Below are 12076 nucleotides of genomic sequence, written 5' to 3' on the forward strand. Positions count from 1 at the left end.
GTGCGGAGTTGTCGCGAAGGAATCCCTTATGAAGCAAATCCGTATGCTGGCGCAGTACTATGTCGACCTGATGATGAAGCTGGGTCTGGTGCGTTTTTCCATGCTGTTGGCCCTCGCCCTGGTGGTGCTGGCGATTGTGGTACAGATGGCCGTCACGATGGTTCTGCATGGCCAGGTTGAGAGCATCGACGTTATCCGCTCTATCTTCTTTGGTCTGCTGATCACCCCCTGGGCAGTTTACTTTTTGTCGGTGGTGGTGGAGCAACTGGAAGAGTCGCGGCAGCGTCTCTCCAGGCTGGTGGAAAAACTGGAGGAGATGCGCGAGCGCGACCTGCAGCTTAACGTGCAGCTCAAAGATAATATCGCGCAGCTCAATCAGGAGATTGGCGAGCGTGAAAAGGCGGAAGCCGAGCGCGAGACGACGCTGGAACAGCTGAAGATTGAGATGAAAGAGCGCGAAGAGACGCAAATTCAGCTGGAACAGCAATCCTCCTTCCTCCGTTCTTTCCTTGATGCCTCGCCGGACCTGGTATTCTATCGCAATGAAGACAAAGAGTTTTCTGGCTGTAACCGGGCGATGGAGCTCCTGACCGGGAAAAGCGAAAAGCAGCTTATCCACCTGAAACCTCAGGATGTCTATAACGAAGAATCGGCGGTTAAAGTGCTGGAGACTGACGAAAAGGTCTTCCGCCATAATGTGTCGCTGACCTACGAGCAGTGGCTGGATTATCCGGACGGGCGTAAAGCCTGCTTTGAAATCCGCAAGGTCCCTTACTATGACCGCGTCGGCAAGCGCCGTGGACTGATGGGCTTTGGCCGCGATATTACCGAACGTAAGCGCTACCAGGATGCGCTGGAGCGCGCCAGCCGCGATAAGACCACCTTTATCTCAACCATCAGCCACGAGCTGCGTACGCCGCTCAACGGCATCGTCGGGCTGAGCCGTATCCTGCTGGATACCGAGCTGACCGGTGAGCAGGAAAAATACCTCAAAACCATCCATGTCTCTGCCGTTACGCTGGGGAATATTTTCAACGATATTATCGACATGGATAAAATGGAGCGGCGCAAAGTCCAGCTGGATAATCAGCAGGTCGACTTCACCGGTTTCCTGGCCGATCTGGAAAACCTCTCCGGCCTGCAGGCGCAACAGAAAGGGCTGCGCTTCGTCCTGGAACCGACGCTGCCGCTGCCGCATAAAGTGGTGACCGACGGGACGCGTCTGCGGCAGATTCTGTGGAACCTCATCAGTAACGCCGTGAAATTCACCCCGCAAGGTGGAAACGTCACCGTTCGCGTTCGCTACGATGAAGGCGATATCCTGCATTTTGAAGTGGAAGACTCCGGCATCGGCATTCCCGAAGCCGAGCAGGATAAGATCTTCGCGATGTATTATCAGGTGAAAGACAGCCACGGCGGCAAGCCTGCGACGGGTACCGGGATCGGTCTTGCCGTATCGCGTCGTCTGGCTCGCAATATGGGCGGCGACATTAACGTCTCCAGCCAGCCGGGCCAGGGGGCCACATTTACGCTGACCGTGCATGCGCCGGCGGTGGCGGAAGAAGTGGAAGATATGCTGACGGAAGATGAGATGCCCCTGCCGGCGCTGAACGTGCTGCTGGTCGAGGATATCGAGCTCAACGTGATTGTGGCGCGCTCGGTGCTGGAGAAGCTGGGTAACAGCGTCGATGTGGCGATGACCGGTAAGGCCGCGCTGGAGATGTTTGAACCGGGCGAGTACGACCTGGTGCTGCTGGATATCCAGCTGCCGGATATGACGGGCCTGGATATTTCTCGTCATCTTAAGCAGCACTTTGCCGCCGACGAGCTACCGCCGCTGGTTGCCCTGACCGCCAACGTCCTGAAGAATAAAAAAGAGTATCTTGATGCCGGAATGGACGACGTCCTGAGTAAACCGCTATCGGTGCCGGCGCTGACGGCAATGATTAAAAAATTCTGGGATTCGCCGGAAGAGGATGAGTGCGAAATGCCGACCGTGGATGTGAGTAAATCGGCATCCGTGCTGGATATTCCGATGCTTGAGCAGTATATCGAGCTGGTGGGGCCAAAGCTTATCAACGATGGTCTTGCGGTTTTTGAGAAGATGATGCCGGGCTATATGGCGGTACTGGAGTCTAATCTGACCGCTCGCGACCAGAAAGGGATCGTCGATGAAGGGCATAAAATTAAAGGCGCGGCGGGCTCGATTGGCCTGCGGCATATCCAACAGCTGGGACAGCAGATTCAGACTCCGGACCTGCCGGCGTGGTCGGATAACGTTGGTGAATGGGTTGAAGAGATGAAATCCGAGTGGCAGAACGATGTAGCGGTGCTGAAAGCATGGGTTGCGGCGGCACATAAAAAATGACCCCGGATAAACCGGGGTGCGCGAATACTGCGCCAACACCAGGGAACTGGTCGTTGCGCCAGAATTTTTAGAGATATTTTTACGTAGCGCAACCTGAGGATTTGGTTTGCTCGCTCATTAAGATAGCAAACCTTAAATTATTTGTTACGTGAATCAGTAAAATATGTGAAGCAATGCGTGTAAATCAAAATTTTTGACTGGTTTCAGCAAGTTGCACTAAGGAGCTGGCAGTATGAAAAAGATTGGCGTGGTATTGAGCGGCTGTGGCGTCTATGACGGAACGGAGATCCATGAAGCGGTCATTACCCTGTTGGCGATCGCCCGTAGCGGCGCACAGGCCATCTGTTTCGCCGCGGATAAAGCGCAAACGGACGTGATCAACCACCTGACCGGTGAGCCGATGGCCGAAAGCCGCAACGTTCTGGTGGAGGCTGCGCGTATTGCCCGTGGCGATATCCAGCCTCTGGCTGCGGCCCGGGCTGAAGATCTGGATGCGCTGATTGTCCCTGGCGGGTTTGGCGCGGCGAAGAACCTCAGCAATTTTGCCTCGCAAGGGGCTGAATGCCAGGTCGATAGCGACCTGAAAGCGTTGACGCTGGCGATGCACGAGGCGGGTAAACCGCTGGGCTTTATGTGTATCGCCCCGGCGCTGCTGCCAAAAATTTTCCCGATCCCGCTGCGGATAACCATCGGCACCGATCTTGATACTGCTGAGGTGGTGGAAGAGATGGGCGCAGAACACGTTCCTTGCCCGGTCGATGATATCGTCGTCGATGAAGAACATAAGGTGGTGACGACCCCGGCCTGGATGCTGGCGCAGAACATTGCGGAAGCGGCAAGCGGGATTGAGAAGCTGGTGGCTCGCGTGCTGGCTCTGACTGCATGAGCGTGCGTTCGGCCCCGTTGCGAATGATTAAACGCCTTTTATTGCGCATTCTGCTGATTGCGGCAGCCTTTTGGGGAGGCGGCATCGCGCTCTTTAGCATACTGCCGGTGCCGTTTTCAGCCGTTATGCTCGAGCGACAAATCGGCGCATGGCTGAGCGGTGATTTTCATTATGTCGCCCACTCCGACTGGGTCGGGATGGACGAGATCTCGCCGTGGATGGGGCTGGCGGCAATCGCTGCGGAGGATCAAAAATTCCCTGAACACTGGGGTTTTGATGTCTCAGCGATAGAGAAAGCGCTGGCACACAATGAACGTCAGGAAAACCGCGTGCGCGGCGCCTCCACGCTTTCGCAGCAAACGGCGAAGAACCTGTTCTTGTGGGATGGCCGTAGCTGGTTGCGCAAAGGGCTGGAGGCAGGGTTAACGGTAGGGATTGAGACGGTGTGGAGTAAAAAACGGATTCTGACCGTCTACCTGAATATCGCTGAATTTGGGGAAGGAACGTTCGGCGTCGAAGCGGCGTCCCGGCGCTACTTTCACAAGCCTGCGAGCAAGTTAACGGCTTCTGAAGCGGCGCTCCTGGCTGCGGTATTGCCCAACCCGATTCGCTTTCGCGCCGATGCGCCGTCCGGCTATGTTCGCAGTCGGCAGGCGTGGATCCTGCGTCAGATGCGTCAGCTAGGCGGAGAAGGATTTATGCAGGCGAATAAGCTGAAGTGAGGTCGCGGCAGAAACAATAGCCCCGGTCAGCGTCGTGCAGCCGGGGAAGAGGCGGGAATGTTTAGTCTTCGTCAAAACCGGCGTTGAACAGCGCGATAACCGCTGCCAGCGCCTCGACTTCCTGCGGACCGTTGGCTTCAATCTCGATTTGCCGACCTTTGGCCGAGTCGAGCATCAGCAGGGCAATTACGCTATTGGCCTCCGCTTCCGTCCCCTCGTCGTTGCGCAGCAGGACTTCCGCATCATAATTCTGCATCAGCTCAAACAGCTTCATCGCCGGGCGGGCATGCATCCCCAGTTTATTGGTGATTTCAACGATCTGCTTTACGGTCATGATTTGCGTTTTTCCAGCGTCCGATGACGAGACTGCACGTTCTTACCGCGTGAGCGGAAGTAATCAGCCAGCTGTTCGGCAATGTAGACCGAACGGTGTTTACCGCCGGTACAACCAATCGCCACCGTCAGATAGCTGCGATTATTGGTCTCCAGCATCGGTAACCATAGCTCAAGATAGCTGCGGGTCTGGTAAATAAAATTGTGAACTTCCGTGTGCCGGTCAAGGAAGGCGGCCACCGGCTTATCCAGACCGGTCATTGGACGCAGTTTCGGATCCCAGTGTGGGTTTGGCAGGAAGCGTACGTCAAAGACGTAATCGGCATCAATCGGGATACCGTGCTTAAAGCCAAAGGATTCAAAGACCATGGTCAGCTCACGTTCACGCTTGCCGAGCAGACGGGTACGTAGCATTTCCGCCAGCTCGTGTACCGACATCTCTGAAGTGTCGACGATCAGGTCGGCGCGGGAACGCAGCGGCTCCAGCAGCGCGCTCTCTTCGTCAATCGCGCTTTCCAGCGACAGATTTTTGCTCGATAGCGGATGCAGACGACGGGTGTCGCTGTAGCGGCGGATCAGCGTATTGCGGTCAGCATCAAGGAACAGCAGCTGAGGGGAAAATGCCTCAGGCAGGTTTTTCATCGCCTGTTCAAAGATCTCTGGCGATTCCGGCATGTTACGCACGTCAATGCTGACGGCGGCAGAGATGTTTCTGTCGGCCAGCGATCTCGCCAGCTCAGGCAACAGCACTACCGGCAGGTTATCTACGCAGTAGAAGCCCATATCTTCCAGCGCCCGCAGAGCGACGGATTTCCCCGAGCCTGAGCGGCCGCTGACGATCATCAGTACCATGTACCGTTTCTCCTCAGTACGATAAAGGGTAGGGGGCGACGGCCGTTATACGTCATCGTTGCTTCCTGCTTCGGTGATGATCTCATACAGCTCTTCATCGCTTTGCGCTGCGCGCAGGCGACGGCAAATCGTTTTATCCGCCAGTCGTTTTGCAACCAGAGACAGCGTATGCAGATGGGTTTTGGTCTGGTCAGCCGGGACCAGAAGCGCAAACAGCAGATCGACCGGCTGATTGTCGATGGCATCAAATGCGATCGGAGTCTCCAGCTGGACAAACACGCCAACGGCGCGCAGCGTATCCTCTTCAAGTTTACCGTGCGGAATGGCAATCCCGTTGCCAATCCCGGTACTGCCCATTTTCTCGCGGGTAAGGATCGCCTCAAACACCACCTGCGGCGGCAAACCTAACTGTTTTGCTGCCAGTTCACTGATGATTTCCAGCGCGCGCTTTTTGCTCTGGCAGTGAACCTGGCTACGGGTACATTCCTGGTTAAGGACGTTGCTCAGTTGTAGAGCCGAATCGTTGTTCATCATAATTTCACCTGAGCGCGCCCCTTGCCTGCTACCGATGAAGGCTGGCAGCAGGCAAGGGCGGCGCCCGGACAATTAGTGTTGTTTTAGTTTATCTTTATGTTTTGTTAACTGTCTTGCCAGCTTATCGATGAGTCCATCGATAGCGGCATACATATCCTGCCCTTCCGCACTGGCATGGATTTCGCCACCGTTGACATGCAGATTGGCATCCGCAATTTGCGTCACCTTCTCTACTTTTAACACAATATAGACCTGATTGATCCTGTCGAAAAACTGCTCCAGCTTGCTGAACTTCGCATTAACGAATTCGCGCAGTGCAGGGGTGATCTCGACGTTGTGTCCTGTAATGTTGAGCTGCATAGTGTCTTCCTTATCGGTTGTATCAAACCAGTTGTTTACGCTGGTTAGATGGCGGAATGGATAAAGACTCTCGGTACTTAGCGACGGTACGACGTGCCACCATGATACCCTGTTCGGACAGGATGGTGGTCAGCTTACTGTCACTCAACGGCTTCGCGGGATTCTCCGCGGCGATTAACTTCTTCACCAGCGCACGAATGGCCGTCGACGATGCCTCGCCGCCGCCTTCCGTATTCACGTGGCTGGAAAAGAAATATTTCAGCTCAAAAATACCGCGCGGACTGTGCAGATATTTTTGGGTGGTAACGCGTGAAATGGTGGATTCATGCATTTCGACGGCCTGAGCAATATCCGCCAGCACCATCGGTTTCATGAACTCTTCACCCTGATCGAAGAAGGCCTGCTGCTGTTCGACGATGCAGCGGCTGACGCGCAACAGCGTATCATTGCGGCTTTCCAGACTCTTGATCAGCCAGCGAGCTTCCTGCAGGTTGCTGCGGATAAACTGGCTGTCTGCATCATTGCGCGCGCTATTGCCCATGGCCGCGTAATGCTGATTAATCTTCAGACGTGGGATGCTGTCGGAGTTAAGCTCCACGACCCAGCGGCCGCTGACCTTACGTACCAGCACGTCGGGAATGACGTATTCCGGCTCGCTGGTCTGAATCGACTGACCGGGGCGCGGATCGAGGGACTGGATGAGATTAACGGCTTCTTTCAGCACCTCTTCTTTCAGTCGGGTGACGCGCATCAGGGAGCGGAAATCATGGTTGGCGAGCAGATCGAGATGATCGCTGATGATCAGCCGGGCTTCTTCCAGCCACGGCGTCTCTTTAGCATATTGGGAAAGCTGAACCAGCAGACAGTCGCGCAGATCTTTTGCCGCGACGCCGACCGGGTCAAAGCGCTGGATACGCTTTAGCACCGCTTCCACTTCTTCGAGACCAATGTCGTCATCGTCGATACTCTCGACAATATCTTCCAGCCGAATGGTGAGATAGCCGGTGTCATCAACGGCATCGACAATCGAGGTGGCAATGGCGCGGTCGGTGTCGGTAAACGGCGTCAGTTCAACCTGCCACATCAGGTAATCCTGCAGGCTTTGGGTCGTTTCGCCTTGATAGACAGGCAGCTCGTCGTCCTGGTAATCAACGCCGTTTCCGGACGGGGTGCCGGCGGTGTAGATTTCATCCCAGCTGGCGTCGAGCGGCAGCTCTTCCGGCATATCTTTTTGTTCAAGAGCGTCGACGGTGTCCAGCGATTCGCGGTCCTCGACCTCTTTGGTTTCTACCTCATCGTGAAGATCGGTTTGCTCAAGCAGCGGATTACTCTCCAGCGCCTGCTGGAGTTCTTGCTGGAGTTCTAACGTGGACAGCTGCAGCAGGCGAATAGCCTGTTGCAGTTGTGGCGTCATGGCAAGCTGTTGGCTTAGCCTTAATTGCAAACCTTGCTTCATATTCAGGGCTAATATCTCCGGCTAAAACGTCTGTAACCTCTACCCTATCAGAGTCTGAAGTCTTCCCCAAGATACACGCGCTTAACCTGCTCGTCTTCAAGGATTTGCTGCGGGGTGCCGTGGGCGATCAGGTGGCCCTGGCTGACGATATAGGCGCGTTCGCAGACGGCCAGCGTCTCCCTGACGTTATGGTCGGTGATCAGCACGCCAAGACCGCTGTCGCGCAGATGTTCGATGATGCGTTTGATATCAATAACGGAAATGGGGTCAACGCCGGCAAAAGGCTCATCCAGCAGAATGAATTTCGGATTAGCGGCCAGCGCGCGGGCGATTTCAACGCGGCGGCGTTCACCGCCGGAAAGCGCCTGTCCCAGGCTGTCGCGCAGATGCTCGATGTGAAATTCTTCCATCAGCTCTTTCGCGCGGTCTTCACGCTGCTCGCTGCTGAGATCGTCGCGAATCTGCAAAACCGCCATTAAATTATCGTACACGCTCAGGCGGCGGAAAATGGAAGCTTCCTGCGGCAGATAGCCGATCCCCCGACGCGCGCGGGCATGCAGCGGCAGCAGGCTGATATCTTCATCGTCGATAATAATGTTGCCAGCGTCGCGCGGCACAATGCCGACCACCATGTAGAAGGTCGTGGTTTTACCGGCGCCGTTTGGCCCAAGGAGGCCAACGATCTCGCCAGAGTTCACGGTCAGACTGACATCTTCCACCACGCGGCGGCCTTTATACGCCTTGGCGAGATTCTTTGCGGTTAATGTTGCCATAACGAATTAGTTACCCTTCTTTTGCTGGTTGGTGCTTTTGTCTTGCAGCTGCGAAGGAACCAGAACCGTCGTCACGCGTCCGCCTTTATTGCTGAACGCCTGCATTTTCTGCTCTTTCACCAGATAGGTAATTTTGTCGCCCTGGATGTTGCTATCGATCTGTTCCAGATGCGCATTACCGGTCAGGACGACGAAATCATTCTGCAATTCATAGTGCATTTTTTGCGCGCGGCCTTTCACCGGCTTGCCGTTGTCCTGCATCTGGAAGAAGGTTGCCGGATTACCGTAACCGTCGATCACTTCTTTACCTTTTTCACCGCCAGGACGGGTCACCACCACCTTATCGGCGTTGATTTTAATGGTCCCCTGGGTGACGACGACATTACCGGTGAAGGTGACGACATTGCCCTGCATATCCAGTGACTGCTGATCGGATTCGATGTGAATCGGTTGATCGGTATCGCCGGTTTTTGCCAGTGCCGGCAGGCTGGCGGCCAGTAAGGCGCTGGCGAGCGCAATCTTAAGGCTGAGTTTGTTTGTTCTGAATTTCATAAGAGGTTCTAACCTTTTCAATCAGCTCGGCAGTTTTGCTGCGTAAATTTCCGCGCATTTTCAGGCCGCTGGAATTAAATGTCGTCCCGTACAACGTCACCATGTCATCAGAGGTAACATCTTGCGTCACCAGGTTTATCTGGGCGTTATCCGTCGTAATTTTGCGCAATTGAGAGTCCGCGCTCAGCGCGTCCACCTCTACGTTTCCGTAAAGATACAGCATGCGGTCTTTAGTCAGTTTGGCTTTATCCGCTTTGATAGACCAGGTGGGTACCTTGTTGGTATCAAATGTGGTCATCACCGGTTTGGTGAACCACGAGACTTCCTGGGCGGAAAAATACTCCACGTGCTCAGCGATTAAGCGGTAGTTAAGCGCCCCTTCCGGGCTGTAAACAACGGTGTCGGTATGTTCACTGGTATAGGTCGGGTCATCAGGATTGATCTCTTGCTGAGTGGTATCGTCCGTACCCGCCAGATTCAGGCCGATCAGAATAAGCGCGACCAGCGATAGTAAAATGATAACCCAACGTCTGGTTTTACTCATATTGATTGCCCTTTGGCCTCATCCAGCTTGCCCTGCGCCAATAGTAACAAATCGCAGACTTCGCGTACCGCTCCGCGTCCACCGTTGATGCGGGTAACATAATCTGCGCGCGGTAGCAGCAACGGGTGCGCATCCGCCACTGCCACGCTTAAACCGACCTCGGCCATCACCGGCCAGTCGATCAGGTCATCGCCGATGTAGGCAACTTCGTCCGGGCGAACGGCCAGCTTGCGCAATAATTCGCGAAATGCCAGCAGTTTATCGGACTGCCCCTGATACAGGTGCGTAATACCCAGCGTCTGACAACGATCTTCTACCAGTTTAGCTTTTCGTCCGGTAATAATCGCGACTTCAATACCTGAGGTCAGCGCGCAGCGAATTCCGTAACCGTCGCGAACGTTAAACGCCTTCAGCTCTTCACCGCTGTTGCCCATGTAGATCAGGCCATCGGACAGCACGCCGTCTACGTCGAGGATCAATAAACGGATCTTCGCCGCCCGATCGATAAATTCAGGGCTTACTGGCCCGTAGCAGGTTTCCTGCAGAGCATCAGCATTATTCATTATTTTATCCTTACTTACACTACGCCTGCGCGCAGGAGATCGTGCATATGTACCACACCCAACAGGCGGTCGCCATCGGCAACTAACACACAGGTGATATGGCGAGATTGCATCAGGTTCAGCGCATCGACGGCAAGAATACCGGGGCGAATGCGAATGCCGCCCGGTGTCATGACATCGGCAATACTGGCATTACGCATATCGACCCCGGTATCAAACACCCGGCGCAGGTCGCCATCGGTGAAAATACCGATGATGTTCATGTCATCATCACAGACAGCCGTCATGCCTAAATTTTTACGTGTGATTTCCAGCAGCGCATCGCGCAAGGTGGCCTGCACATTGACGTGCGGGATTTCATCACCCGTATGCATAATATCATTGACCCGCAACAGCAGCTTACGACCCAGTGCGCCGCCAGGGTGCGACAGCGCAAAATCTTCAGCGGTAAAGCCGCGCGCTTCCAGCAGGGCAACCGCCAGCGCATCGCCCATAACCAGCGCGGCGGTGGTGCTGGAGGTCGGGGCCAGCCCTAACGGGCAGGCTTCTTTCAGTACCTTCACGCAAAGATGGATGTCCGCGGCGCGCGCCATGCTGCTTTCCGGACGGCTGGTCATGCAGATAAGAGGCACCTGCAGGCGTTTAAGTACCGGAATCAGCGCCAGGATCTCGTTCGACTCGCCGGAATTCGAGAGCGCGATAACCACATCCTTCGGCGTCACCATGCCTAAATCGCCGTGGGCCGCTTCGCCGGGGTGCACAAAAAACGACGGCGTACCGGTGCTGGCAAACGTCGCCGCCATTTTACGCCCGATATGGCCGGATTTGCCCATCCCCATCACCACGACTTTACCCGCGCAGCGGAAGATCTTCTCGCAGGCATGGGTGAAATCTTCATTAATGTACTGATCGAGTTGAGCCAGACCTTCACGTTCAATTTCCAGAACTTCACGTCCTACCCGTTGAAAGTCAAAATCCGTTGGCAAATCTATTTGCGACATAGTGTTATCCCGATTCATTCAACGAAGAGCGGTGCTGCCCAGTACAGCATCGCTAACCAAACCACAAAACCGCCGACCAGCAGCGCACCCACCAGGCGACCGGGTTGCCATTTGCGACGCCAGCATAGCAGGACGAATATCACGCTGACGAACAGCATCACGGCATAGTCGCGCGTAAAGGCCTCCGGTGCGAATGCTCCCGGGGCGATCAGTGCCGGTAATCCGAGAACCAGGGCGATATTCAGGATATTCGCGCCGATAATATTCCCGATAGCGATATCGTCTTCCCCTTTTCGCGCCCCGGCAATCGTCGTTGCCAGTTCCGGCAGGCTGGTGCCGATCGCCACCACCGTTAAGCCGACGGTGAGCTCGCTGATAGCGAAGTAGTTTGCCAGCACGGTAGCATTATCCACGACCATTCGGGTTGCCATGGGCATCACAATCATGGCTACACCCAGCCAGAGCAGGGCCACGGGAAGCGAACCTTCCCGCGGAAGCTCCGCCATCTGTTCCCGGGTCAGGCTATCGCTGCCCTGACGTTCCGCCAGCCGGGCGATTTTAATCGTAAACAGCAGCCACAGCAGGGCCAGCGCCAGTAAGAAAAGACCGTCCATACGGGACAGTTGCCCATCGTACAGCACAAAGCTTGCCAGCAAACTGACCAGCAACATTAGCGGTAACTCGCGGCGCAGGATATCAGAATGCACGGTAAATGGACGCAACAAGGCAGCGAGGCCGAGTATTAATAATATATTGGTAATATTGGATCCGAGCGCCGTGCCGATCGCCAGATCGGTCTGTCCGTGCAGAGACGCAGCGGCGGAAACGATGATCTCCGGCAGGCTGGTGCCGATACTTACCACCGTCATCCCGATAATGAGCGGGGGGATCCCTATCATGCGGCAAAGTATTGAAGCGGCGTAGACCAGACGATCGGCGCTGTAGACTACCAGCAGTAAACCAATTATTAACAGAGCCGTCGCTAAGAGCATCTAAAGTCCTTTCTTCAGGTATAATCGTTGATTCGCTGTAGCGGTCCATCTGCAGCGTAACGAATTCTTAATTTTGACTTTATGTTTGTCAAAAGTAAAACAAATGCCAGCTTTCGCTAACCCAGGCAGGTAAGATTCTG

At 54.9% G+C, this 12076-nt stretch carries 14 protein-coding genes; 3 read left to right on the forward strand and 11 right to left on the reverse strand.

Going from position 1 to position 12076, the window contains the following annotated elements:
* Positions 1–28 precede the first annotated feature (28 nt).
* From arcB to mtgA, 3 genes are all read left to right on the forward strand, one after another.
* Entirely contained in the window at positions 29–2368 is a 2340-nt protein-coding gene (gene arcB, locus Q1L34_RS02585; RefSeq protein ID WP_327204349.1) for an aerobic respiration two-component sensor histidine kinase ArcB, read from the forward strand.
* 232 nt (positions 2369–2600) lie between these two features.
* Positions 2601–3254: an isoprenoid biosynthesis glyoxalase ElbB gene (elbB, locus tag Q1L34_RS02590; RefSeq protein ID WP_104895545.1), complete on the forward strand. Its 654-nt coding sequence runs from the start codon at positions 2601–2603 to the stop codon at positions 3252–3254.
* Positions 3251–3976: a monofunctional biosynthetic peptidoglycan transglycosylase gene (mtgA, locus tag Q1L34_RS02595; protein ID WP_004868178.1), complete on the forward strand. Its 726-nt coding sequence runs from the start codon at positions 3251–3253 to the stop codon at positions 3974–3976. The genes elbB and mtgA overlap by 4 nt, the downstream gene beginning before the upstream one ends.
* Before the next feature lie 61 nt (positions 3977–4037).
* Here mtgA and npr read toward each other — a convergent pair whose 3' ends face one another.
* The 11 genes from npr to Q1L34_RS02650 form a co-directional block, all read right to left on the reverse strand.
* Entirely contained in the window at positions 4038–4310 is a 273-nt protein-coding gene (npr, locus tag Q1L34_RS02600; RefSeq protein ID WP_004868176.1) for a PTS phosphocarrier protein NPr, read from the reverse strand.
* Positions 4307–5161, reverse strand: coding sequence for an RNase adapter RapZ (rapZ, locus tag Q1L34_RS02605; RefSeq protein WP_004868172.1), 855 nt, complete (start codon positions 5159–5161; stop codon positions 4307–4309). Before rapZ ends, npr begins: the two co-directional genes overlap by 4 nt.
* Before the next feature lie 45 nt (positions 5162–5206).
* Positions 5207–5695, reverse strand: a complete 489-nt coding sequence (gene ptsN / locus Q1L34_RS02610; protein WP_015585655.1) for a PTS IIA-like nitrogen regulatory protein PtsN — start codon at positions 5693–5695, stop codon at positions 5207–5209.
* A 72-nt stretch (positions 5696–5767) separates the two neighbouring features.
* Positions 5768–6055 carry a ribosome hibernation promoting factor gene (gene hpf, locus Q1L34_RS02615; RefSeq protein WP_004868168.1) on the reverse strand — a complete coding sequence of 96 codons (288 nt, stop codon included), beginning with the start codon at positions 6053–6055 and terminating at the stop codon, positions 5768–5770.
* A gap of 22 nt (positions 6056–6077) precedes the next feature.
* The gene (rpoN, locus tag Q1L34_RS02620; protein WP_004868164.1) at positions 6078–7511 is read right to left on the reverse strand and encodes an RNA polymerase factor sigma-54; all 1434 of its coding nucleotides are present in this window, start codon (positions 7509–7511) and stop codon (positions 6078–6080) included.
* Positions 7512–7558: 47 nt separating this feature from the next.
* On the reverse strand, positions 7559–8284 hold the full coding sequence (lptB, locus tag Q1L34_RS02625) for an LPS export ABC transporter ATP-binding protein (protein WP_004206203.1): 726 nt from the start codon (positions 8282–8284) through the stop codon (positions 7559–7561).
* 6 nt (positions 8285–8290) lie between these two features.
* Positions 8291–8836 (reverse strand): lipopolysaccharide ABC transporter substrate-binding protein LptA, encoded by a 546-nt coding sequence (lptA, locus tag Q1L34_RS02630; RefSeq protein ID WP_004868159.1) that lies wholly within the window; start codon positions 8834–8836, stop codon positions 8291–8293.
* Positions 8805–9380: an LPS export ABC transporter periplasmic protein LptC gene (lptC, locus tag Q1L34_RS02635; RefSeq protein ID WP_004868154.1), complete on the reverse strand. Its 576-nt coding sequence runs from the start codon at positions 9378–9380 to the stop codon at positions 8805–8807. Before lptC ends, lptA begins: the two co-directional genes overlap by 32 nt.
* On the reverse strand, positions 9377–9943 hold the full coding sequence (kdsC, locus tag Q1L34_RS02640) for a 3-deoxy-manno-octulosonate-8-phosphatase KdsC (protein WP_004868149.1): 567 nt from the start codon (positions 9941–9943) through the stop codon (positions 9377–9379). Before kdsC ends, lptC begins: the two co-directional genes overlap by 4 nt.
* A gap of 14 nt (positions 9944–9957) precedes the next feature.
* Positions 9958–10962 (reverse strand): arabinose-5-phosphate isomerase KdsD, encoded by a 1005-nt coding sequence (gene kdsD / locus Q1L34_RS02645; RefSeq protein WP_369973985.1) that lies wholly within the window; start codon positions 10960–10962, stop codon positions 9958–9960.
* A complete protein-coding gene (locus Q1L34_RS02650) occupies positions 10959–11936 on the reverse strand; it encodes a calcium/sodium antiporter (RefSeq protein WP_004868144.1) in 978 nt (325 codons plus the stop codon). The genes kdsD and Q1L34_RS02650 overlap by 4 nt, the downstream gene beginning before the upstream one ends.
* Between the last annotated feature and the right edge of the window lie 140 nt (positions 11937–12076).

The sequence above is a fragment of the Klebsiella ornithinolytica genome (genome assembly GCF_030505655.1).
Lineage (GTDB): Bacteria > Pseudomonadota > Gammaproteobacteria > Enterobacterales > Enterobacteriaceae > Klebsiella > Klebsiella ornithinolytica.